The sequence below is a fragment of the Allobosea sp. P1_B10 genome (genome assembly GCF_056406735.1).
Genome location: NZ_JBFTZP010000013.1, coordinates 25,179 through 48,459 on the forward strand (window position 1 = coordinate 25,179; position 23,281 = coordinate 48,459).

22 protein-coding genes are annotated in these 23,281 nt (G+C 66.0%); 12 read left to right on the forward strand and 10 right to left on the reverse strand.

Annotation, left to right across the window (positions count from 1 at the left end):
• Positions 1-64: 64 nt before the first annotated feature.
• A complete protein-coding gene (locus AC1D2L_RS21330; RefSeq protein ID WP_476847903.1) occupies positions 65-1,084 on the reverse strand; it encodes a TRAP transporter substrate-binding protein in 1,020 nt (339 codons plus the stop codon).
• Between the two features lie 103 nt (positions 1,085-1,187).
• Positions 1,188-3,056: a TRAP transporter large permease subunit gene (locus AC1D2L_RS21335; protein WP_476847904.1), complete on the reverse strand. Its 1,869-nt coding sequence runs from the start codon at positions 3,054-3,056 to the stop codon at positions 1,188-1,190.
• 321 nt (positions 3,057-3,377) lie between these two features.
• Here AC1D2L_RS21335 and AC1D2L_RS21340 point away from each other — a divergent pair, with 321 nt between their 5' ends.
• Genes AC1D2L_RS21340 through AC1D2L_RS21350 form a run of 3 tightly spaced genes read left to right on the forward strand, consistent with a single transcriptional unit; the run spans position 3,378 to position 6,725 of the window.
• Positions 3,378-4,235: an IclR family transcriptional regulator gene (locus AC1D2L_RS21340; protein ID WP_476847978.1), complete on the forward strand. Its 858-nt coding sequence runs from the start codon at positions 3,378-3,380 to the stop codon at positions 4,233-4,235.
• 1 nt (position 4,236) lies between these two features.
• Positions 4,237-5,871, forward strand: a complete 1,635-nt coding sequence (locus tag AC1D2L_RS21345) for an acyl-CoA synthetase (protein WP_476847905.1) — start codon at positions 4,237-4,239, stop codon at positions 5,869-5,871.
• The gene (locus AC1D2L_RS21350) at positions 5,868-6,725 is read left to right on the forward strand and encodes a PCC domain-containing protein (RefSeq protein WP_476847906.1); all 858 of its coding nucleotides are present in this window, start codon (positions 5,868-5,870) and stop codon (positions 6,723-6,725) included. Before AC1D2L_RS21345 ends, AC1D2L_RS21350 begins: the two co-directional genes overlap by 4 nt.
• Before the next feature lie 139 nt (positions 6,726-6,864).
• Here AC1D2L_RS21350 and AC1D2L_RS21355 read toward each other — a convergent pair whose 3' ends face one another.
• Positions 6,865-8,499, reverse strand: a complete 1,635-nt coding sequence (locus tag AC1D2L_RS21355) for an acyl-CoA synthetase (protein ID WP_476847907.1) — start codon at positions 8,497-8,499, stop codon at positions 6,865-6,867.
• 192 nt (positions 8,500-8,691) lie between these two features.
• Between AC1D2L_RS21355 and AC1D2L_RS21360 the strand changes: the two genes are divergently transcribed.
• The 7 genes from AC1D2L_RS21360 to AC1D2L_RS21390 all read left to right on the forward strand — a co-directional run bounded on the left by AC1D2L_RS21360 (position 8,692) and on the right by AC1D2L_RS21390 (position 15,107).
• Positions 8,692-9,573, forward strand: coding sequence for a beta-keto acid cleavage family enzyme (locus AC1D2L_RS21360; protein ID WP_476847908.1), 882 nt, complete (start codon positions 8,692-8,694; stop codon positions 9,571-9,573).
• An 80-nt stretch (positions 9,574-9,653) separates the two neighbouring features.
• Positions 9,654-11,021, forward strand: a complete 1,368-nt coding sequence (locus AC1D2L_RS21365; protein ID WP_476847909.1) for an ABC1 kinase family protein — start codon at positions 9,654-9,656, stop codon at positions 11,019-11,021.
• A gap of 164 nt (positions 11,022-11,185) precedes the next feature.
• Positions 11,186-11,485 (forward strand): aa3-type cytochrome c oxidase subunit IV, encoded by a 300-nt coding sequence (locus AC1D2L_RS21370; protein WP_476847910.1) that lies wholly within the window; start codon positions 11,186-11,188, stop codon positions 11,483-11,485.
• Between the two features lie 35 nt (positions 11,486-11,520).
• Positions 11,521-12,717: a Re/Si-specific NAD(P)(+) transhydrogenase subunit alpha gene (locus AC1D2L_RS21375; RefSeq protein ID WP_476847911.1), complete on the forward strand. Its 1,197-nt coding sequence runs from the start codon at positions 11,521-11,523 to the stop codon at positions 12,715-12,717.
• The gene (locus AC1D2L_RS21380; RefSeq protein WP_476847912.1) at positions 12,710-13,147 is read left to right on the forward strand and encodes an NAD(P) transhydrogenase subunit alpha part 2; all 438 of its coding nucleotides are present in this window, start codon (positions 12,710-12,712) and stop codon (positions 13,145-13,147) included. The genes AC1D2L_RS21375 and AC1D2L_RS21380 overlap by 8 nt, the downstream gene beginning before the upstream one ends.
• A 6-nt stretch (positions 13,148-13,153) precedes the next feature.
• Positions 13,154-14,557 carry an NAD(P)(+) transhydrogenase (Re/Si-specific) subunit beta gene (locus AC1D2L_RS21385; protein ID WP_476847913.1) on the forward strand — a complete coding sequence of 468 codons (1,404 nt, stop codon included), beginning with the start codon at positions 13,154-13,156 and terminating at the stop codon, positions 14,555-14,557.
• 70 nt (positions 14,558-14,627) lie between these two features.
• Positions 14,628-15,107 (forward strand): N-acetyltransferase family protein, encoded by a 480-nt coding sequence (locus tag AC1D2L_RS21390; RefSeq protein ID WP_476847914.1) that lies wholly within the window; start codon positions 14,628-14,630, stop codon positions 15,105-15,107.
• A 13-nt stretch (positions 15,108-15,120) separates the two neighbouring features.
• Here AC1D2L_RS21390 and AC1D2L_RS21395 read toward each other — a convergent pair whose 3' ends face one another.
• Entirely contained in the window at positions 15,121-15,384 is a 264-nt protein-coding gene (locus AC1D2L_RS21395; protein ID WP_476847915.1) for a PilZ domain-containing protein, read from the reverse strand.
• Positions 15,385-15,838: 454 nt separating this feature from the next.
• Here AC1D2L_RS21395 and AC1D2L_RS21400 point away from each other — a divergent pair, with 454 nt between their 5' ends.
• The gene (locus AC1D2L_RS21400) at positions 15,839-17,551 is read left to right on the forward strand and encodes a methyl-accepting chemotaxis protein (protein ID WP_476847916.1); all 1,713 of its coding nucleotides are present in this window, start codon (positions 15,839-15,841) and stop codon (positions 17,549-17,551) included.
• 73 nt (positions 17,552-17,624) lie between these two features.
• On the opposite strand, the gene AC1D2L_RS21405 is transcribed toward AC1D2L_RS21400, so the two are convergent.
• From AC1D2L_RS21405 to AC1D2L_RS21425, 5 genes are all read right to left on the reverse strand, one after another.
• On the reverse strand, positions 17,625-18,518 hold the full coding sequence (locus AC1D2L_RS21405) for a tetratricopeptide repeat protein (RefSeq protein ID WP_476847917.1): 894 nt from the start codon (positions 18,516-18,518) through the stop codon (positions 17,625-17,627).
• Positions 18,519-18,742: 224 nt separating this feature from the next.
• A complete protein-coding gene (rpsU, locus tag AC1D2L_RS21410) occupies positions 18,743-18,976 on the reverse strand; it encodes a 30S ribosomal protein S21 (RefSeq protein WP_069693011.1) in 234 nt (77 codons plus the stop codon).
• A gap of 145 nt (positions 18,977-19,121) precedes the next feature.
• Positions 19,122-20,222 carry a 5-(carboxyamino)imidazole ribonucleotide synthase gene (locus AC1D2L_RS21415; RefSeq protein ID WP_476847918.1) on the reverse strand — a complete coding sequence of 367 codons (1,101 nt, stop codon included), beginning with the start codon at positions 20,220-20,222 and terminating at the stop codon, positions 19,122-19,124.
• Complete coding sequence (gene purE / locus AC1D2L_RS21420) at positions 20,219-20,719, reverse strand: 5-(carboxyamino)imidazole ribonucleotide mutase (RefSeq protein ID WP_476847919.1); 501 nt, start codon at positions 20,717-20,719, stop codon at positions 20,219-20,221. Before purE ends, AC1D2L_RS21415 begins: the two co-directional genes overlap by 4 nt.
• A gap of 134 nt (positions 20,720-20,853) precedes the next feature.
• Entirely contained in the window at positions 20,854-21,072 is a 219-nt protein-coding gene (locus tag AC1D2L_RS21425; protein ID WP_476847920.1) for a YdcH family protein, read from the reverse strand.
• A 227-nt stretch (positions 21,073-21,299) separates the two neighbouring features.
• On the opposite strand from AC1D2L_RS21425, the gene AC1D2L_RS21430 reads away from it, so the two are divergent.
• Complete coding sequence (locus AC1D2L_RS21430; protein WP_476847921.1) at positions 21,300-21,488, forward strand: YdcH family protein; 189 nt, start codon at positions 21,300-21,302, stop codon at positions 21,486-21,488.
• 104 nt (positions 21,489-21,592) lie between these two features.
• On the opposite strand, the gene AC1D2L_RS21435 is transcribed toward AC1D2L_RS21430, so the two are convergent.
• On the reverse strand, positions 21,593-23,221 hold the full coding sequence (locus tag AC1D2L_RS21435) for an acyl-CoA synthetase (RefSeq protein WP_476847922.1): 1,629 nt from the start codon (positions 23,219-23,221) through the stop codon (positions 21,593-21,595).
• Positions 23,222-23,281: the final 60 nt, after the last annotated feature.

A 23,281-nucleotide genomic window follows, 5' to 3' on the forward strand; every position in this document is an offset into this window, starting at 1 on the left:
GAGCTCTACGTCCCGCTGGATTGCTTCGTCGGCTTGGCCTCCTCGCAATGACGGTATGGCGGTCTCAGCTCAGCGAGGTGCCGACGGCCTTTTCGAGAATGGCCCAGGCTTCGTCGCCGTACTTCTTCTTCCACTCGGCGTAGAAGCCGGCCTTCTGGAGTGCGGCGCGGAAGGCGTCGGCCTTCGGCTCGTTATAGACCATCCCCTTGGCGACGAGATCGTCCTTCAGGCCGGCATTGAGCTTGGCGACGTCGGCGCGTTCCAGCATCGCGGCGGCGTCGAGCTCGCGCGCGACGATCTTGCGCAGGTCCTCCGGCAGGCGCTCCCAGGCGCGCTTGTTGGCCAGGAACCAGAAGCCGTCCCACATGTGGTTGGTAGCCGAGAGATACTTCTGCACCTCGAACAGCTTGGCCGTCGAGATGATCGCCATCGGGTTTTCCTGGCCGTCGACGATCTTCGTCTGCAGCGCGGTGTAGACCTCGGCGAAGTTGATGCTGGCAGGTGCCGACTGGAAGGCGGTGTACATCGAGGTCCAGAGCGGCGAGACCGGCACGCGGATCTTCATGCCCTTGAGATCGTCGGGCGTGTTGATCGGGCCCTTCGAGCTCGTGGTCTGGCGGAAGCCGTTGTCCCAGATCTTGTCCATGACGTGCAGGTTGGCCTTGGCGATCTGCCCGCGCACATAGGCGCCGAGCTCGCCATCCATCGCCTTCCAGACCATATCGTAGTTCGGGAATGCGAAGCCGATGCCGCTGAGCGAGGCGTTGGGGACGAGGGTCGAGAGGATCAGCGGCGACAGCGTGAAGAACTCGACGCCGCCCGAGCGGACCTGGCTCAGCATGTCGGTGTCGGAACCGAGCTGGTTGTTGGGAAAGATCTGGAGGACGACGCGGCCGTTGGTCGCCTGCTTGATCTTCTCCGCCGCTTCGTTGGCGCGGATGTTCATCGGGTGCGCGACGGGCAGGTTGTTGGCGTACTTATAGGTGAATTCGGCGGCCTGGGCCTCCGCGCGGCCGATCGAGAAGGTTCCGATGGCCGAGGCTGCGGCTGTGCCCTGCAGCAGGGTGCGGCGTGAAATGGTCATGAGCGTTTCTCCGTGGGGTGCTTTTTTGTTTTGGTGGTGGTGATCTTGGCCGGCCGCGCCTGCGTCCGGCAATTGGAAATAAGGCGGCCCTTTCCCGCTTAGGTCAGAGCACCCAGGTCGACAGGCCCGGCACGACCGCGATGACGATCAGGCCCGCCAGCAGCGCGACGAGATAGGGCCAGATCGCGCCCATGGCCTCGTCGGGCGAAACGTTGCCGATCTTGCAGGCGATATAGAAGCCGATGCCGATCGGCGGAGTCATCAGGCCGATGTTCATCGCAGTGACGACGACCATCGAATAATGCACGTCGTTGATGCCGAGGTTCTTGGCGATCGGGAACATCAGCGGCGCCATCAGCACGATCGCGGGCAGGCCTTCCAGCACGCAGCCCAGGATCATGAAGACGACGATCGTCACGGCCATGAAGGTGAGCCAGCCGCCGGGCAGGCCGACCATGAAATTGGCGAGGTCGCGGGCAAAGCCGGTCTGCGTCAGGGCCCAGGCCATGGCCAGCGCGGTGCCCAGGATCATCAGGATCGCGCCCGACAGGGCGGCGGTCTCGACGAGCATGGCGTAAAATTTCTTCCAGCCGATGCCGCCATACATGACGATGCCGACGATCAGCGCGTAGAGCACGGCGATGGTCGAGACTTCCGTGGCGGTCGCGATGCCGCCACCGACCGCGGCGCGGATGATGAAGGGCAGCACCAGCGCCGGGCCTGCGATCAGCGCGGTCTTGCCGACGATCGACATCGAGACGCGGCGCACGCCCTTGAGGTCTTCCTTGCGCGCTTTCCAGCGGGCGAGAACCGCCAGTGCCAGCAGCAGTACCATGGCGATGGCAAAGCCGGCATTGAACAGGCCGGCAATGGAGACGCCCGCGACCGAGCCGAGCACGATCAGCACGATCGAGGGCGGCACCGTGTCGGCCATGGCCGCGCCCGTCGAGAGCAGGGCGATGAGTTCCTTGGGCTGGTAGCCGCGGCGCTTCATCTCCGGGAACAGGGCCGGCGCCACAGTCGCCATGTCGGAGACCTTCGAGCCGGAGATGCCCGAGACCAGGAACAGCGAGCCGAGCAGGACATAGGACATGCCCGCGCGCACATGGCCCAGCATCGAGGCGAGGAAATCGACGATCGCCTTGCCCATGCCGGTGGCGTCGAGGATGCAGCCGAGCATCACGAAGATCGGCACCGAGAGCAGGATGATGCTCGACATGCCCTCATCCATGCGCCCGATCATGACGACGACGGGCACGTTGGTGGAGAAGGTCAGGAAGCACAGCGTTCCCAGCCCGAAGCAGAAGGCGATCGGCACGCCGGCCACCAGGCAAAGCGCCACCAGAACCAGCAGGAAGATCAGGATATTGGTGTAGCCCAGGCCCTTGAAGACCGGCGTCATCAGCCAGAGCGCGCAGCCTGCTGCTGCGATCAGGGCGATTGCCAGCACGAGGTCGGACATCTTCGCGGTTCGCACGGCATGGCGCAGCGCCAGCAGGAACATCGCACCGATGCCGAAGGCCAGCGCCGAAACGCGCCAGCTGTTGGGAATGTTGAGCGCAGCCGAGGTGACGAAGCTTTCCTCGATGGCATAGTCGATCGCCGGATAGATCATCGCCAGCAGGAAAGCTGCGACCAGAAGCAGCGCCAGCGTCTGGACGAACTGGCTCAGGCGCGCCGGCATCATGCCGACGAAGAGCGTCAGGCGAAGATGCTCGTTGCGGTCGATCGCGATCGCCGAGCCCAGCATGGCGAGCCAGAGGAAGGAGATCGACGCGACCTCGTCGATCCAGATCACGGGAAGGGAGAAGACGTAACGCGAGGTCACGCCGAGCAGGAGCACGCAGATGATCAGCGCCACGAGAGCGGCTGCAACGATCTCGATCGGGCGCATGAATGCGGAGCCCGAGGTGACCGCGTTTGTTTCCATGGGGTCTTCGGGCAGGGCGATCCGGTCGGCGACATCAACCATGGCGATGCTCAGCCTTGACCGGTCGAGCAGGCGCGGTCGGCGCCGACCGATTGCGGTGCTGCGTATCCAGGCACAGGCCTGGCGCCCGGCAAGCGGACTTCCTGCGACGACATCATTCAATCCTCCCTGGCGCGCCGTTTCGAGCTTGTTGGTCAGCTTTCAGCGCGGTCCATACTGTGGATGTTCTCCCAGTCGGACGGCCGCGAGATTACACAAGCGAGATCGCATTGCAATCTGGAAACCACCGATCTAGGCTCCACTGACAATTACAAGGTCCACATCATGGACTGGTATTAGGGAAGCGCCGGAGTGCAGGAGTTGATTGGATCGCGCGCCGATGCGTCGGGATCGCAGAGCGTCGATCGCGCCCTGCGGCTGCTCTCGCTGATCGGGCGGGAGCCTGCCGGTGGCTTGCCGCTCAACGTGATCGTCTCGGAAAGCGGACTGAACAAGCCGACGGCCCGACGTCTGCTGATGGCGCTCATGCGCGCGGGCCTGGTCGAGCAGGAGGCGAAGACGCGGCATTATTGCCTGGGCGAGGAGGCTTTCGTGCTCGGCGTGCTGGCGGGGCGGCGCCATGGCCTTCTCGAACTGGGCATGGCCAGCCTTCGCAGGCTCTCGGACACCACCCTCGACACCAGCTTCCTGTCCGTCCGGCGCGAGACCTATGCGATCTGCCTTCACCGCGAGGAGGGCACCTTTCCCGTGCGGACCCATGCGCTGCAGGCCGGCGACCAGCATCCGCTCGGCGTCGGAGCTGGGTCTCTGGCGATGCTGGCGGGATTGCCCGACGATGATGTGGACCGCGTCATGGCCGCCAATGCACGGGTGCTGCTGCAAAATTATCCGGGCTTTCCGCCCGACCAGATTCGGACCGATCTCGCCCTGACGCGCCAGCGCGGCTACTCGCTCAACCCGGGCCGGCTCGTGGCCAGTTCCTGGGGCATCGGGGCTGCCTTCCGCTATCCCGATGGACGGGTGGCGGGTGCCTTCAGCCTGGCGGCCATCGACAGCCGCATGCATCACGGCCGCCAGATCGAGCTCGCGCAGCATCTGGCCGCGGAGGTCTCCCGGATGGAGGCGCTGCTCGCAGAGATGTTCCTGTCCAAACACGTCCCAGCCGCAGCCGTCGCTCCGAGCGCGCCTGTCCGACCCACTGCCAGACTCAGGAGTGCCTGATTTGAACCAGACTGCTTCCGCGATAGCGGGCGGCGTCACGCCGATGACCCGGCGGGTGATGAACCTCGCCCACATCGCCACCCAAAACGCACGCCGCCACGCCGACCTGCCGGGTTTCATCTGGGGCGAGCGTAGCTGGAGCTGGTCCGAACTCGACCGCCAGGTCTCGGCGCTGGCCGCCGGCCTGCGCGCGCGCGGCATCGGCAAGGGCGACCGCGTGCTGGTTCATTCGAAGAACTGCACGACGATGTTCGTCTCGATGTTCGCCACCTTCCGGCTCGGCGCCGTCTGGGTGCCCACGAATTTCCGACTTCTGCCCGATGAGGTCGCCTATCTCGCGATGTCGTCCGGGGCCAAGGGCTTCATCTGCCATGGCGATTTTCCGGCCCATGCGGCGGCCGTCGCGGCTGTGACGCCGGCGCCCGACTTCATCTGGCGTATCGGGGGAGGTGAGTTCGGCGAGATCGATGCCGACGCGGTGATCGCGCGGCATACAGGCGAGCGGGTCGAGAACGTTGCCGTCGAGCATGACGATCCCTGCTGGTTCTTCTTCACCTCGGGCACGACCGGGCGCTCGAAGGCCGCGGTGCTGACGCATGGCCAGATGAGCTTCGTCGTCACCAACCATCTCTGCGATCTCGTGCCGGGCATCGACCACACGGATGCCTCGCTGGTCGTGGCGCCGCTCTCCCATGGCGCGGGCGTACACCAGTTGATGATTTCGGCGCGCGGCGCGCCCTCGATCCTGCTCTCCACCGAGCGCTTCGATATCGACGAGGCCTACCGCCTGATCGAGCGTTATCGCATCAGCAACATCTTCACGGTGCCGACGATCCTGAAGATGCTGGTCGAGCATCCGGCCGTCGACGCCCACGACCATTCCAGCCTGCGCTACATCATCTATGCCGGCGCGCCGATGTATCGCGAGGACCAGAAGGCGGCGCTGGCCAAGCTCGGCAAGGTCATCGTGCAGTATTTCGGGCTGGGCGAGGTCACCGGCAACATCACCGTGCTGCCGCCGGCCCTGCACGAGCCCGAGGACGGCCCGAATGCGCGGATCGGCACCTGCGGCTACGAGCGCACTGGCATGCAGGTGCAGATCCAGGGCGATGACGGGCGTGAGATGCCGGCGGGAGAGCAGGGCGAGATCTGCGTGATCGGGCCGGCGGTGTTCGCCGGCTATTACGACAACGCCGAGGCCAATGCGAAATCCTTCCGCGACGGCTGGTTCCGCACCGGGGACCTCGGCCATATGGACGCGCAAGGGTTCGTCTACATCACGGGGCGCGCCTCGGACATGTACATCTCCGGCGGCTCCAACATCTATCCGCGGGAAATCGAGGAGAAGATCCTGACCCATCCGGGGATCGCGGAGGTCGCGGTGCTCGGCCTGCCCGATCCGGTCTGGGGCGAGATCGGGGTGGCCGTCTGCGTGACGCGAACAGGGCAGCGCGCGACGGAGGCCGAAATCGCCGAATTCCTGAGCGACAAGATCGCGCGCTACAAGATGCCAAAACGCTTCTTCTTCTGGGAGGCCTTGCCAAAATCCGGTTACGGCAAGGTGCCCAAGCGCCTGGTGCGGGACGAGCTGGAGGCGCGTGGCGAACTCGAATGGCTCCGGGGGAAAACCTCGTGAGGCGGATCCAGCAGCCGGGACCGGCGTCCGAAGAGCGCGTCGTCGCCGTCGAGAGCCATGGCCAGCGCTTCAACATGCAATTGCAGCCCGGCCTGACTCTGTTGGAGGCCGTGCGGCGCAGCTTTGCGGCCGCCGGCTTCAGCAGCGGCGTGGCGCGGGTGGATGGAGCGGCGCTCGCGCCGTTCGTCTATGTCATGCCGGCGCTCTCGAAGACGCCCGAGCATGCGGCCTTCTACAGCGAGATGTTTCGCCCGGCCGGAGTGGCGCGCATCGAGACCGGCGTGATGACCTTCGGCCTGCGCGATGGAGCGCCGTTCTTCCACTGCCACGCGCTCTGGACGGAAGCCGACGGCAAGCACAGCGGCGGTCACATCCTGCCCGACGAGACCGTGCTGGCCGAGGCGATCACCGTGCAGGCGGTCGGGCTCGACAGTGCCGCCTTCATAGCCGCGCCCGACCCGGAGACCAATTTCAAGCTGTTTGGACCGGTGAGCGCGCAATCCATGAGCGCGACGCGGGACGGGCGGTTCTTTGCCGTGCGGGTGCGCCCGAATGTCGATTTTTCGACGGCCCTGGAGGAGTTCTGCGTGGCGCAGGGCGTGGCGCGCGCCACGATCCGCGGCGGCGTCGGCTCGACGATCGGCGCGCGCTTTGCAGACGGCCGAAGCGTCGAGAACTTTGCCACCGAGGTCGCGATCACCTCGGGCCATGTCGCTGTGCGGGATGGTCAGGCGACGTCGGACATCGGCGTCGCGCTGGTTGATTATACCGGCGCCACCGCCAGCGGCAGGCTCAAGCGCGGCGACAATCCGGTGCTGATGACCTTCGAGCTGGTGCTCGAAGTGGAGTCATAAGAGCGCGCCGTCATCCCGGGCGCAGCGCAGCGAAGACCCGGGATCCATTCCGGACCGCATAACGGTTAGGCTCTGGAATGGATCCCGGATCGGCGCCGCTTCGCGGCTTGTCCGGGATGACGTTGAGGAGGACACAAGATCATCCCTTACACGTCCGCTCGATCTCCCGATCCCGCAGATCCTTGCGCCGGATCTTTCCGGTAGGGGTCATCGGCAGTTCGGTGACGAACTCGATCGCGCGGGGATACTGGTAGGCGGCGAGGCGCGTCTTCACGAAATCCTGGATCTCGGCGGCCAGCGCATCGGTCGGCGCGACGCCGGGCTTCGGCTGCACGAACGCCTTCACGACTTCGGTGCGCACGGGGTCGGGCACGCCGATGACCGCGACCATCAGCACGGCCGGGTGGCGCATGATGCAGTCCTCGATGTCGCCGGGGCCGATACGGTAGGAGCCCGACGAGATGATGTCGTCGTCGCGGCCGCCGAACCAGAGATAGCCGTCCTCGTCGCATGAGCCGGTGTCGCCGGTGACGAGCCAGTCGCCGACGAATTTTGCCGCGGTTTCTTCGGGCTGGCGCCAGTATTCCAGCATCATCACTGGATCGGGCCGAGCCACCGCGATCAGGCCCTGCTCGCCCGGCCCCAGCCTCTCGCCGTCTGGCGATATGACCGCGACGCGGTGGCCGGGTATGGCGCGGCCCATCGAGCCCGGTCTGACCGGAAACAGGCTGGCACAATTGCCGACGAGCAGGTTCGCCTCGGTCTGGCCGTAGAACTCGTTGACCTCGAAGCCGAAGGCGTCGCGGCTCCAGGCCAGCATGTCGGCACCAAGGGTCTCGCCGCCCGAGCCGATCGAGCGCATCGCGTAGCCGAAGCGCCGGGGCGACCCGACCTGCCGCATCAGCTTCAGCGCGGTGGGCGGCAGGAAGGCGTTTCGCACGTTGCGCCGCGCCATCAGCGCGAAGGCGGCCTCGGGATCGAACTTGCGGGCGCGCGAGGCCAGTACCGGCACGCCGAAATAGAGGCTCGGCAACAGCACGTCGAGCAACCCGCCGATCCAGGCCCAGTCGGCGGGCGTCCAGAACAGGTCGCCGGCTTGCGGAAAGAATTCCTGCGGCAGTTGCACGCCCGGGAGATGCCCGAGCAGGACGCGGTGGGCATGCAGAGCGCCCTTCGGTTTCCCCGTCGTGCCCGAGGTGTAGATGATCAGCGCGGGGTCGTCGGCCGCCGTATCGACCGGAGTGAAGTCGTCCGAGGCCTTTGCCATCTCGGCCTCGAAGTCGAGATGGTCCCCGGCGGCATGGCGGCCATCGACCACGAAGATCCGCCTGAGGTCGGGCAGCAGGTCGCGGATCGCCTCGATCTTGGGGAGGTTCTCGGTATCGGTGATCAGCGCACTGGCGCCGCTATGCTGCAGCCTGTGCTCAAGGGCCTCCGGGCCGAACTGGATGAACAGCGGCAGCGCGATCGCGCCCATCTTGTAGGCGGCGAGATGCGCCATCGCGGTTTCGGGCCGCTGCGGCAACAGGATGCCGACGCGCTCACCCCGCTCGATGCCGTGCCCCCGGAGCGTGTTGGAGAGGCGGTTGCTGCTGCGCTTGAGCGCGTCGAAGCTGATCGTGACGACATCGGACCCGTCCTCATAGATCAGCGCCGGCCTGCCGTTACCATCGGCATGGCGGTCGCAGGCTGCCACGCCGATATTGAAGCGCTCCGGGATGTGCCAGGCGAAGCGGTCGAAGGTCTGCTCATAGGTCTGGTGGCGCTCAAGCATCAGGTGTGTCCATCGTTCCCGTGCCGTATTAGGCGCGCGGGCCGGTCGTGATGGCAAGATCGCGGGGAATGCAGCGGTGTCGGGTGGACTTTCACCCGGTCCGGAGGCGATGATGAAACGCGCTGCCGGAGCGGCAGGCGCGGGCGGGGGAACCCGCCAGATGCGCGACAATTGGCCGAAGGATTGCCTATCTTGACTACGCCTATCTGGATTGAAGCCGCCATCAACGGTCCCTGGGGCAAGGAGCGCCAGCCGGGCATCCCGATCACCATCCCCGACATCGTCGCCGACGGTATCGCGGCGGTGGAGGCGGGTGCGTCGATCGTCCACCTGCATGTCTACGACCTCGAGACGGGCCGGCAGCGCGATGATTGGGAGCTCTACGCGCAGGCGATCGAGGGTATCCGAGCGAAGGTCGACGCCATCGTCTACCCGACGATCCCGATCCTCGGCTCAGGCTATGCCGGCGATATCATCGGCTCCGGCCGCTACACGCATCTCGAGGAACTGGCGAAGCGCGGTTTGGCGGAGTGGGGCGTGCTCGACCCCGGCTCCTGCAACTGGACGACCTTCGCCGGCATTCCCGATGGCGAGCCCGGCTTCATCTACCAGAACCCCGGCGAACATATCCGCGAGGGCATGGAGGTAGCGCAGCGCCACAAGGTGCATCCGAGCTACGCGATCTATGAGCCGGGCTTCACGCGTCTGGGCGCAGCCCTGGCGAAGGCCTATCCCGGGATGCCGACGCCGATCTATCGGCTGATGTTCTCCGACACCTTCGCCTGGGGCTTTCCGCCGAAGGAATATGCGCTCGACGCGCATCTGGCGCTGCTGGCCGAGGATGCGCCCGGCGCGCCCGCGATGATCGCGGGGCTCGGCGTCGATCTCACCGGGCTGATCGGCCCGGCAGTGGCGCGCGGCGTCCATGTCCGCGCCGGGCTAGAGGATGCGCATTTCGGCTGCAGCAAGACGAATGCCCAGTTGGTCTCGGAAACGGCCAGGCTGGTCGAGGCTGCCGGCGGCCGCGTCGCGAGCGCAGCCGAGGTGCGGGCGGACCTCGCCGCGCGCGGCTGAGGCAAATAGGCAGCACTGGCGTTCGCGTCGCGCAGACCTACATGCAGATGACGGTTTTGGCCCGATAACCCGAGAATCTCATGTCCGAACGCGATAGCGAAGCCAACCGGTTCTCTGCCCGCGCCGCGCGTTATGCGCGCGTCGGGGCCAATGTCGGGGGCGTAGCTGCGCGCATCGCCGGCACCCGGCTGTTCGGGCTCGAAGGCCGCAACCTGTCCAACGCCGAGGCCCTGGCCAAGGCATTGGGCGGGCTGAAGGGCCCGATCATGAAGGTGGCGCAGCTCGTCGCCACCATTCCCGACGTCGTGCCGCCGGAATACGCAGCAGAGTTGCAGAAGCTGCAATCGCAGGCGCCGCCAATGGGCGCGGCCTTCGTCAAGCGCCGGATGATGGCCGAACTCGGCCCGGCATGGCGCGAACGCTTCGGCGAGTTCGACCTGAAGCCGGCCGCCGCCGCCTCGCTCGGCCAGGTGCATCGGGCGACCACCCGCGATGGCGTCGCGCTCGCCTGCAAGCTGCAATATCCCGACATGGAATCGGCAGTCGAGGCCGACATCGCCCAGCTCGACATCCTGTTCGCGCTGCACCGGCGCATGGATCCGATCATCGACACCAGCGAGATCGCCAAGGAGATCGGGGCGCGGGTTCGCGAGGAGCTCGACTATGTCCGCGAGGCCAAGCATGTCGCGCTCTATCGCGAGATCCTGGCCGACACCCCGCAGGTCCGGGTGCCCGCGCTGGATACGTCGCTCTCGACGCGCCGGCTCCTGACCATGCATTGGCTCGAGGGCGACCGCATCCTCGACCACAAGCAGGACGGGCAGGCCGCGCGCGACCGCATCTCGACGGCGATGTTCAAGGCCTGGTGGCGGCCCTTCAGTCATCACGGCGTCATCCATGGCGATCCGCATCTGGGCAACTACACGGTGTTTTCGGAAGGCGGCGAGCCGCAGGGCATCAACCTGCTCGACTATGGCTGCATCCGCATCTTCCCGCCGTCCTTTGTCGGCGGCGTCGTCGACCTCTATCGCGGGCTGCTCGAAGGCGACGAGGCGCGCGTCGTCCATGCCTATGAGACCTGGGGCTTCAAGGGGCTGACCAAGGAGCTCGTCGAGACCCTGAACATCTGGGCGCGCTTCATCTACGGGCCGCTTCTGGAAGACCGCACGCGCCGCATCGCGGAGGGCGTCAGCCCGGCCGAATATGGCCGCAAGCAGGCCTTCCAGGTCCATCAGGCCCTGAAGAAGCGCGGCCCGGTCCGCGTGCCGCGCGAATTCGTCTTCATGGATCGCGCAGCAATCGGGCTGGGCGGCGTGTTCCTGCATCTCGACGCGGAGTTGAACTTCCACCGACTCTTCGAGGCGGAGATCGAGAATTTCTCGCTGGACCAGGTCGCCAGCCGTCAGGCGCAGGCACTCGAGCGGGCAGGGCTCGTCCCGACGGCCTGACGGCCTCCGTGACCAACTGGCCGCCGGCGCTGATTGTGACGCTTCGGCACCAGTCCCGATGCCGTGCTCGGCGATGAACCGCGGTGGCGTTGCGACGCGTTGCCAGACCCTTCGCGTCTGCGCTACACGGCATAAGTACTTTTTCAGTCTCGGGACCTCGTTACATGGCCGACCACGGACACCACACCGCCGACATTCCGGAAATGGATTACGCTGAGCATGAGCGTACCTATGTCGGCTTCGTCCATTTCGCCGAAGTCGGCACTGTCGCCTGCCTCGCCATCGTCGCGGCTCTCGCCGTCGGCGGCACCAAGCATGCCTGGGGCGTCGCGCTGATCGGCACGCTGCTGACGGTCGTCACCACCGGTATCGGCATCGCTTCGAAGTCGATCGCCTGGAAGGCTCCTGCCGTGCCTTTCGTCCTGATGCTGCTGGCGCTGGTTCTTCTGCCCGCCGTGCACTGAGCCCTGCCCCAGAGCGTTCGAGAGGTTACGCCGTCATGCGCATCGCCGTGCCAGCCGAAACGCAAGGGGCGGAAACCCGCGTCGCCGTGACGCCGGAGACCGTCCGCAAGTTCATCGGCCTTGGTGCCGAGGTCGCGATCGAGACCAGAGCGGGGCTCGCCTCGGGGATCAGCGACGCGGACTATCAGGCGGCTGGCGCGACGATCGCGACCACCGCTGCCGAGGCACTGGCCGGCGCGGCCATCGTGCTCAAGGTCCGGCGCCCTGCCGAAAGCGAGATCGCCGGTCTTCCGGCTGGCGCTCTCGTCATCGGCATCATGGACCCCTATGGCAACGAAGCCGCCGTCGAGGCCTTGTCCAAGGCCAATGTCGCGGCCTTCGCCATGGAGTTCATGCCGCGCATCACCCGCGCGCAGGTGATGGACGTTCTCTCCTCGCAGGCCAATCTCGCCGGCTATCGGGCGGTGATCGACGGCGCCGGTGAATATGGCCGGGCGCTGCCGATGATGATGACCGCGGCCGGCACTGTCCCGGCTGCGCGCATCTTCATCATGGGCGTCGGCGTCGCCGGACTGCAGGCGATCGCCACCGCGCGACGCCTGGGCGCGATCGTCACCGCGACCGATGTGCGTCCGGCGACCAAGGAACAGGTCGAATCGCTGGGTGCGAAGTTCCTGGCCGTCGAGGACGACGAGTTCAAGCAAGCGCAGACGGCCGGCGGCTACGCCAAGGAAATGTCCAAGGACTATCAGGCGAAGCAGGCCGAGCTGACCGCGAGCCATATCGCGAAGCAGGACATCGTGATCACCACCGCGCTGATCCCCGGACGCCCGGCGCCAAAGTTGATCTCCGCCGCGATGGTCGAGAGCATGAAGGCCGGCTCTGTCATCATCGACCTGGCTGTCGAGCGCGGCGGCAATTGCGAACTCGCCAAGCCCGGTGAGACCGTGGTCACGCCCAACGGCGTCAAGATCGTGGGCCATCTCAACGTGCCGGGCCGGCTGGCCGCGACCTCGTCGCAGCTCTACGCCAAGAACCTCTTCGCCTTCGTCGAGACCCTGATCGACAAATCCGCGAAAGCGCTTGCGGTCAATTGGGACGACGAACTGGTGAAGGCGACCGCCCTGACCAGGGATGGCGCGGTGATCCATCCGAATTTCGCGGCCAAGCCTGCGGTGACGCCTGCGCCTGAGCCCGTGCCTGTCGTCGAGGGGAGCGTCCAGAATGGCTAATCCGACACCCGAACAGGCGGCTGAACAGGCCCGCTCCGTCGCCGCTGCCGCACGGCATGCGGCCGAACTCGCGGCTCAGCACGCCGAAGGCCTCGCCGCGGGCGCCAGCGCTGCGACAGGCGGTTTCGTCGATCCGACCGTGTTCCGGCTCGCGATCTTCGTACTCGCGGTGTTCGTCGGCTACTATGTGGTCTGGTCGGTGACGCCGGCGCTGCATACGCCGCTGATGTCGGTCACCAACGCTATCTCCTCGGTGATCGTGGTCGGTGCGCTGTTGGCGGTGGGCGTGTCGACTGCCCCAGCCATGGGCGACGGGCCGCTCTGGGCCAAGATCTTCGGCTTCATCGCGCTGGTCCTCGCCTCGGTGAACATCTTCGGCGGCTTCCTCGTCACCGAGCGCATGCTTTCGATGTACAAGAAGAAGGGCTGAGCGCCGATGGCCGCCAATCTGTCCGCCCTTCTCTACGTCGTCTCCGGCGTCCTCTTCATCATGGCCCTGCGCGGCCTGTCGCATCCCACGACCTCGCGGCAGGGCAATTTCTACGGCATGGTGGGCATGGGCATCGCCATCGCCACCACCGTCGTGTTCTTTCCGCCGGCGGGCTTCTCGGGCTGGCTCTACGTGATCCTCGGCATCGCCATCGGCGGTGGCATCGGCGCCTTCATGGCCAAGCGCGTGCAGATGACGCAGATGCCGCAACTCGTCGCCTTCTTCCACTCGCTGGTCGGGCTTGCGGCGGTGCTGGTCGCGGCAGCCGCGCTGTATGCTCCGGAAGCCTTCGGCATCGGCCGCGTCGGCGGCATCCATGGCGGCAGCCTGTTCGAGATGGGCCTGGGCGTTGCGATCGGCGCGATCACCTTCACCGGCTCGATCATCGCCTTCCTGAAACTTGACGGGCGCATGAGCGGCAAGCCGATCATGCTGCCGCAGCGCCACGGCATCAATATCGGGCTCGGCATCGCACTGGTCGTGCTGCTGCTGATCTTCATCAAGACCGAGAGCCATGTCGTCTTCTGGCTGATCGTGCTGGTCTCGTTTGCGCTCGGCGTGCTGCTGATCATCCCGATCGGCGGCGCGGACATGCCCGTCGTCGTCTCGATGCTGAACTCCTATTCCGGCTGGGCAGCGGCCGGCATCGGCTTCACGCTGGGCAACATGGCGCTGATCATCACCGGCGCGCTCGTGGGCTCGTCTGGCGCGATCCTGTCCTACATCATGTGCAAGGCGATGAACCGCAGCTTCATCTCCGTCATCCTCGGCGGCTTCGGTGGCGACGATTCGGCTGCTGCTGCGGGCACGGTCGAGGCGCGGCCCGTCAAGCAGGGCTCGGCGGACGACGCTGCCTACATCATGAAGAATGCCGCCAAGGTCATCATCGTGCCGGGCTACGGCATGGCGGTGGCCCAGGCCCAGCACACGCTGCGCGAGATGGTCGACCTGCTCAAGAAGGAGGGCGTCGAGGTCAAATACGCCATCCATCCCGTGGCTGGCCGCATGCCGGGCCACATGAACGTGCTGCTGGCAGAGGCCAATGTGCCCTATGACGAGGTCTTCGAGCTCGAGGACATCAACTCGGAATTCGGCCAGGCCGACGTGGCCTTCGTCATCGGCGCCAACGACGTGACCAACCCGGCGGCCAAGACCGACAAGGCCTCGCCGATCTACGGCATGCCGATCCTCGACGTTGAGAAAGCCAAGACCGTGCTCTTCATCAAGCGCGGCATGGCGGCGGGCTATGCCGGCGTCGAGAACGAGCTGTTCTTCCGGCCCAACACGATGATGCTGTTCGGCGACGCCAAGAAGGTCACCGACGACATCGTCAAGGCGATGGCGCACTAGGCGCCGACGCGATCGTCCTTGTTGCAAGGGCCGGCCTCGCGCCGGCCTTTTTGTCGGGAGCCTGACGCTTGTGACCCTCATCCTGCGTCCGATGGAGCCGAGCGACAGGGGGGCCGTGCTCGCACTGCTGCTCGAACTGACCTCCCATGAGGGCTCGCTCAACCCCCAGCGCGCTACGGGGCCCGAGGCGGCCGCCGCCTGCCTCGCCGACGACACCGAGAAGGCTGCCCAGTATGGCGGCGCCCTCGTCGTCGCCGTCCAGGATGACAGCGTCGTCGGCTATCTCGCGGTGCGCAAGGGGCGCACCGGTCCCTATGTGAACGAGCCCCTGCGCGACCACGTCTATATCGAGAACATCGTCGTCTCGGCTTCCAGCCGCGGCACGGGTATCGGGCAGGCGCTGTTGGGGGAGGCGGAGCGCTTCGCACGGCAAGCCGGCTGCAAGGTGCTGCAGCTCGGCGTGCTCACCGGCAACGACCTGGCCCTGACGGCCTATCGCCGTGCTGGTTTCGAGGCCTTCGCGTTCGAGATGGCAAAAATCCTCGACTGACCGCGTTGCCGGCTCAGGCCGGCAGGATCTGGCATCCGAAGCGCCAGCCCTCGGACCAGCGAACCTCGGCGCGCACGGGGCCGCGTCCGGGCAATTCGACATCGATGATCGAGCCGATGCGCACGGGCTCCTCGGCCTCGGCCATGAAGCCCATGTCCGAGATGTTGGCGAGGCGGGCGAACAACTCACGGCCGCCATGGTCGGTGATCGTGATGTCGGCGCTGCACACCCAGCGCGCGGGCCGGTTGACGTGCTTTCGCTCGGTTGCAGGCATCATTGAGGTAAACTCCATGGTCATCCAGCGTCATTGTCGGCGAGATACCTTGCGCTCTACCTAAGGAGATAAGGACAATCGTCGAGACAACCGCAGTGCGCCGGCGCTCCGATCTTGTGCGATTTCCGGCGTTCTTCGCCGATCTCGACGCGTTTTCCGCAAGAATGACGCCGGATTTCGCCGATCGATGCGACCTGAGGCGCCGAGGGGTGCGTTTGAGGCCTAAGGCCTGGCTTATACTGAGCGGCCTATATCAATGTATATATTCACATATACTCTGAATCTATAGGCTGGTCTCGTGCATATGCCTCAAGCTGACGCACATGATTGGCGAGATAGTGTCGGCATTAATCAATATTTCACGACGTCTTTGTTAGGGATGGACCCAAGGAATCTTTTGATCGAACGACTGGCTCCAGCGCGAGCCCATTGCACCAAAGTGAATTGGGGGCTTTTCATGATTTTCTGGAATGGGGCTGCGGCAGAGGCCGACGCTATTCGCCGATCGCAAGCCGTCATCGAGTTCGATCTCGACGGTCGCATCCTCGTCGCGAACAGCCTGTTCCTGCGCACGATAGGCTATGATCTCGGCGAGATCGTCGGGCAGCATCACTCGATGTTCGTCGAGCCCTCGGACGTGCAGGGAGCGGCCTACAAGGAATTCTGGGCGGGGCTGCGCCGGGGCGAGGTGGCGGAAGCCCAGTTCCTGCGAGTCGGCAAGGCCGGCAAGCGGATCTGGCTGCAGGCCACCTATACGCCGATCCTCGACCGCAGCGGCAAGCCCTTCAAGGTGGTGAAGTTCGCGACCGACATCACCGCAGTCAAAGCCGTGATCTCGGATTTCGAAGGCCAGGTCGCCGCGATCCGCAAGTCGCAGGCCGTCATCGAGTTCGATCTCCAGGGCACCATCATCGATGCCAATGCGAATTTCCTGGGCGCGCTGGGCTATGGGCTCGACGAGATCAAGGGCAAGCACCACTCGATGTTCATCGAGAGCAGCGAGCGCACCAGCCCTGCCTATGCGCAGTTCTGGGCCAAGCTCTCGCGCGGCGAGTTCGACGAGGGCCAATATCTCCGGGTCGCCAAGGGCGGCCGCAAGGTGTGGATCCAGGCGACCTACAATCCGGTGATGAATGCCCTCGGCGAGCCGTTCAAGGTCGTGAAGTACGCCAGCGACATCACAGCAGCGCGCGAGGCCCAGGAGGCCTTGCAGCAGGCTGTGGCCGAGACCCGCGTCATCATCCAGGCTGCGGCCAATCGCGACCTCACCCAGCGCATCCAGCTCGACGGCAAGTCAGGCGATATCAAGTCGCTCTGCTCCGGGATCAACGATCTCGTCGAGACCGTCTCGGGCATCATCAGCACGACCTCCGAGATTGCCAAGACGATCGGCGAGGGCTCCCTGCGGATCAGCGGAGACAGCCGGGCGCTCGCCCAGCGCACGGAAGAGCAGGCCAGCAGCCTGCAGGAAACGGCCGCGACCACCGAGGAGCTTGCAGCCTCCGTCAAGCATAGCGCCGGACGCGCCGCGGAGGCGACGGGCCTCGGCGAGATGGCCAAGGCCGCTGCCGATCAGGGTGGCGCGGTTGCAGAGGGGGCGGTCGCCGCGATGGAGCGGATCGAGAAGGCATCGTCCTCGATCTCGGAGATCGTCACGGTCATCGACGGGATCGCCTTCCAGACGAACCTGCTGGCGCTCAACGCGGCCGTGGAAGCGGCCAGAGCCGGTGATGCCGGCAAGGGCTTTGCGGTCGTCGCATCGGAAGTCCGTGCCCTCGCGCAGCGCTCCAGCGCGGCCGCCAACGACATCAAGGCGCTGATCGCCAACTCGACCGGCGAGGTCCTGACCGGGGTCGGCCTGGTCAAGGATGTCGGCAAGGCCCTCGCGCAGATCGTGTCGTCCTCCAACAGCGTGGCTGCAGCCCTCTCCGACATTGCGAGCGCCTCGCAGGAGCAGGCCAGCGCGGTCGAGGAGGTGGCGAAGGTCGTCGCCCATATGGACGACATGACCCAGCGCAACTCCGCGATGGCCGATGAGAGCGCCGATGTCGCGCAGGAACTGCAGACGGCGACATCGCGGCTCGTCGATCTCGTCGAGAGCTTCAAGATCGGCGGCGCAACGAGGACCCGCGAAGCCAGCAACATCGAGCCGATGCGCCGCTTCGGCTGAGGAGGAACGCAGCGGACAAAAAAGGGCGGCGCATTGCGCCGCCCTTTTTCATGTCTCCTGGCGATCGATCCGCTCAGCTGCGGAAGAGGCCGCCGATGCCACCGCCGCCGAGGCGGGCCTGGCCGGCGCGAGCCGTCGCATTGCTGCCGTCGAGGCTGAGCGCACGCTGGTAGTTCTCGCTGGCTTCCGTCTTCTTGCCGAGCTTCTCGCTGGCGAAGCCGCGCCCGGCCCAGGCCTCGGCATTGCGGTTGTCGACGTTGAGGGAAGCCGTGAAATCCTCGATGGCGGCGTCATACTTGCCGACCGCGTTGAGGCTCTGGCCGCGCGCCGTATAGGGCGGTGCGTTGTAGGGATTACGGTCGATCACCGAATCGAAATCCGAGATCGCGTACTGGTGCTGGCCTTCCTTCTGGTAGACCAGCCCGCGTGCATGGAAAGCCTCGGCCGATTCCGGGTTCAGGCGGATGGCAGTGTTCAGGTCGGCCAGTGCCTGCTGGCCGTTGCCCTGCAGGCGCAGCAGATTGGCGCGTCCGATATAGGCCGGGGCGTAGTTCGGATTGGCCGTCGTGGCGCGGTTGAAGTCGGCCATGGCAGCGTCGTTGCGGCCGCTCTGGCGCAAGGCGAGGGCGCGATTCGTGTAGGCCGAGGCGAGATTGGGATCGAGCTGGACCGCCTTGGTGAAGTCCGCGACCGCATCCGAGAAGCGGCCGGTGCGGGCATAGGCGGCGCCGCGCGTGTTGTAGGCGTTGGGGTCGTTGGGATTGCGGCTGATCACCTCGCTGAGCGAGCCGATGTTGACGCTGGCATCCGCGGCCGAGACCGTATCGACTTCCGCTACGCCCTGCTGCGAACCGACGCCGGACACCGTCTCGCAGCCACCCAGCGCGAGCGCCAGACAGGCAGCGGCCAGGAGGCGCTTGCCGCCGGCGAGTCCGCCGATCGATTCGAGATGATGCCTTGCGTCCATATTATGCCTCATCGGTCCGGTTCCGTGCCTTTGCGGTCGCGCATGATGCCCGCGACCCGATTGCGCTCCCCAGCCGACAGCGCCGCTCAACCAGGACGCCTGCCTCATGCCAAGACTCGGTTAACGCGACCTGAAATGCAACAGCGCCCGGAGCTGGCTCCAGGCGCGGTTCGTGTCGCGATGATCCCGGCGGAGGCTGCCTCACGGCTGCGTCCTGCGGAGAATCAGGGGCGCTTGGGCTTCACCGGAGCCGGCAGCAGGCCTTCGCGCTGAAGCTTCTTGCGCATCAGCTTGCGGGCGCGACGAACGGCCTCGGCCTTCTCGCGAGCCTTCTTCTCGGACGGCTTCTCGTAATGGCCGCGAAGCTTCATCTCGCGGAATACGCCTTCGCGCTGAAGCTTCTTCTTGAGGGCGCGGAGAGCCTGGTCGACATTGTTGTCGCGAACGAGAACCTGCACGTGAAAGTGTCCGTCTTTAGCGGGTTGGTCAAAGAAGTTCGGGACGCCGAACCTGAAGGCCCGACGGAAGGCCGTGCGGATACCAGAATTCCGGCGGGCTGTCCACGCTGCAAGGCGGCAAATATGCGCCGGCCTTCACTCGTCCTCAGGCGGTTTCCGCGCGAACGCGGGTGACGTGGCCCATCTTGCGTCCGGGGCGCGCCTCGCGCTTGCCGTAGAGATGCAGGTGCGCGCCCGGCTCGGCCAGAAGCTGGGGCCAGCGCAGGACGGCATCGCCGATCAGATTCTCCATTTCGACGGCGCCGCGGCGTGCGGCCGAGCCGAGCGGGAAGCCGCAGACGGCGCGAACATGCTGGTGGAACTGCGAGGTCTCGGCGCCTTCGCTCGTCCAGTGCCCGGAATTATGGACGCGGGGCGCGATCTCGTTGACGATGATGCGCTCGTCGGTGCCATCGCCCACCACGAAGAGCTCGACTGCGAAGACGCCGACATAGCCGAGCGCCTCGCCGATCTTGCCTGCCGCGGCGATGGCGGCCGCCTGGGCTGGCGAGGACAATCGGGCCGGGATGCGCGTGAAGGCGAGGATATGGTCGCGATGCTCGTTCTCGCAGACGTCGAAGGCCGCGAATGCGCCATCGGCCCCTCGCGCGGCCACGACCGAGACTTCGCGCGTGAAGGGGACGAAGCCCTCCAGCACGGCTGGAGCGGCCGCAATGGCCTTGTGAGCCTCGGCAAGGTCGCTCTCAGCGGTGATCTTGACCTGGCCCTTGCCGTCATAGCCGAAGCGGCGGGTCTTGAGCACGCTGGGACGGCCGAGCTCGGCGACGGCGGCCTCGAGATCGCCGAGCGAATCGACCGCGCGGAACGGAGCCACGCTCAAGCCGAGCTCCGAGATGAAGCGCTTTTCGCTCAGCCGGTCCTGCGTCACCCCGAGCGCACGCGCGCCGGGATGCAGTGGCTTGCGCGCGGCGAGATAGGCTGCCGTCTGGGCGGGCACGTTCTCGAATTCGTAGGTGACGACGTCGACTGCCTCGGCGAAGCGGGCTAGCGCCGCCTCGTCGTCATAGGCGCCGATGCTGTGGGTTGCGGCGACGTCGAAGGCCGGGCTGTCCTGCTCGGGCGCGAAGATATGGGCGCGGATGCCGAGATCGGCTGCAGCCAGAGCCAGCATGCGTGCGAGCTGGCCGCCGCCGAGAATGCCGAGGACCGCGCCGGGGGCGAGGGCGGCTGAAGCGAGCGGGCTCATGCGTCGTCCTTTACGGGGCGCTCATTGACCGCCTTGCTCTGGCGCGCGCGCCAGGCGTCGAGGCGCTCGGCCAGCGCGTCGTCGTTCAGGGCGAGCACGGCTGCTGCGAGCAGGGCCGCATTGACCGCTCCGGCCCGGCCGATGGCAAGCGTCCCGACCGGAATGCCGGCCGGCATCTGCACGATCGAGAGCAGGCTGTCCTTGCCCGAGAGGGCTTTCGATTCGACGGGCACGCCGAAAACCGGCAGCGGCGTCAGCGAGGCGGTCATGCCGGGCAGATGCGCCGCGCCGCCGGCGCCGGCGATGACGACCTTGAAGCCCTCGGCCTTGGCGCCGCGCGCGAAGGTAAACATCCGGTCCGGGGTGCGGTGGGCCGAGACGATGCGGACATCATGCCCGATGCCGAGCGCGTCGAGCGTCTCGGCCGCATGGCGCATCGTCGCCCAGTCGGACTGGCTGCCCATGATGATGGCGACGGGTGGGCTGATCTGGGCCATGAAACGGAACGCTTCCGAGGCTTAAGGGGGGAAGCGCGCGATCTAGACTGCCACAGCCTGCGGAGGCAAGCGGCGAATCAGCGAAATCAGCGGCGCGGTGACTACAAATCCGGCAGACGGAGCCTTGGCGCCCTTCAGGCGATGATATCGGGGGTCAGCGCATCCTCGATCTGCGAGATCCGATCCTTGAGGTAGAGCTTGCGCTTCTTGAGGCGCTGCACCTGGATCTGGTTCACGGCACCGACCCGCTCGAGCGCGTCGATGGCGCTGTCGAGATCGCGATGTTCCTCGCGCAGCCGCGCCAGCTCCGCCGTAAAGGCCTCGACCTCTTCCGGGCTGATCTCGAATTCCATCAGGCCATCTCATCATCGCCGCGTTTGGCGGTGACTATGCGGACCAGCCGGCCCGCCCGCAAGTGCGCCGGGCGTCTGCAAGGCTGGGGCGCATCACATTCGCGCCTTCGAGGACAGGAGCCGTTCACGATCACAGAAACTCATGGTGCGGTGCGAGATAGCCCCGCAGACGTGAAGCCGGCTCTGTGTCAGAGTTAACCGTCAAATCGCTCATCAGGAGGATCCAGATGTCGCTTCAGACCCACCTCGTCGAACTCGAACGCAAGCATCGCCAGCTCGAGGAAGCCATCGCTCAGGCGGTTTCGAGCCCATCTTCGGACGGTCTCAGTGTGGTTGAACTGAAGCGCAAGAAGCTGATGCTCAAGGAGGAGATCGAGCGGGTGCGGCAAACGATCCCGGATCGAACTCTCCATTAGGGACTACAGGCGGGCCGCGGCGGCCTGCTGAACCGGACTTTCAGCGAGATCAGGCCGGCCCTCTCGGGGCCGGCCTTTTTCGTTTGGGGTACGCGCAGTCGGGCCTAGAGGGCGCGCGCGATCTCGCGCAGCCGGAATTTCTGGATCTTGCCGGTCGAGGTCTTGGGGACCTCGATGAACACCACGGTTCTCGGGCATTTGAATGCGGCCAGCAGGCCCCGGCACCAGGCGACGATCTCCGCCTCGGTTGCGCTGAGGCCGGGCTTGAGCTCGACGAAGGCGCATGGGGTTTCGCCCCATTTGTCGTCAGGACGCGCCACCACGGCGGCGACCTGGACCGAGGGGTGCTTGTAGAGTGCATCCTCCACCTCGATCGAGGAGATGTTCTCGCCGCCCGAGATGATGATGTCCTTGGAGCGGTCCTTGAGCTGGATGTAGCCGTCAGCAAAGCGCACGCCGAGATCGCCGGAATGGAACCAGCCGCCGGCGAAGGCATCCCGCGTCGCCTTCGGGTTCTTGAGATAGCCCTTCATCACGACATTGCCGCGCATCATCACCTCGCCCAGCGTGGCGCCGTCGCGCGGGACGGGCTGCAGCGTCTCGGGATCGAGCACGTCGAGCGCCTCGAGCGCGGGGTAGCGCACGCCTTGGCGCGCCTTCAGCGCGGCCTGCTCGGGTGCGGGCAGGGCGTCCCAGTCCTGGTTCCAGTCGTTGACGACGGCGGGGCCATAGATCTCGGTCAGGCCGTAGAGATGGGTCACTGCAAAGCCCGCGGCCTGCATCGCGCCCAGCACGGCCTCGGGCGGCGGGGCGGCGGCTGTGAAGAAGGAGACTGTCTGGGTGAACTCACGACGCTCCTCGGCAGAAGCGTTCAGCAGCGCCGACATCACGATCGGTGCGCCGCAGAGATGGGTCACACCATGGTCGGCGAGTGCGTCATACATCGCCTTGGCGCGGACCTGGCGCAGGCAGACATGCGTGCCCGCGAGCACGGAGATCGTCCAGGGAAAGCACCAGCCATTGCAGTGGAACATGGGCAGCGTCCAGAGATAGACGGGATGCCTCGCCATGGCGCCGGTGATGACGTTTGAGGTCGCCAGCAGATTGGCGCCGCGGTGATGGTAGACCACGCCCTTGGGGTCGCCGGTGGTGCCCGAGGTGTAGTTCAGCGCGATCGCGTCCCATTCGTCGGCCGGCATCAGCCAGTCGAAATCCGGATCGCCCAGCGCCAGGAAATCCTCGTACTCGATGCCGCCGATGCGCTCGCCGGGGCCATCATAGACGGGGTCATCGTAGTCGATGACAAGCGGCCTGGCCTGGCACAGCGCCAAGGCGGCCTTCATCGTGCTGGCCAGTTCACGGTCGACGATCACGGCCTTGGCCTCGCCATGGTCGAGCGAGAAGGCGATGATGCCGGCGTCGAGACGGGTGTTGAGCGTGTTCAACACCGCGCCGCACATCGGCACGCCGTAGTGGCATTCGAGCATGGCCGGCGTATTGGGGAGCAGCGCCGCGACGGTGTCGTTCTTGCCTATGCCGTGCCTGGCCAAGGCCGAGGCGAGCCGGCGCGAACGGGCATAGAACTCCGCATAGGAGCGCCGCAGAGGGCCGTGGATGATCGCGGTATGCGCCGGGAAGACGCTGGCCGCGCGTTCCAGGAAACCCAGCGGGGTCAGCGGCTGGAAGTTCGCCGGGTTGCGGTCGAGGTCGGTGTCGTATGCGCTGATGGCCATCGTCGCGCTGTTCTCCCTGTGACTGCAGGCAGCCTAGCGTCTGCCGGATGATCCGGTCAC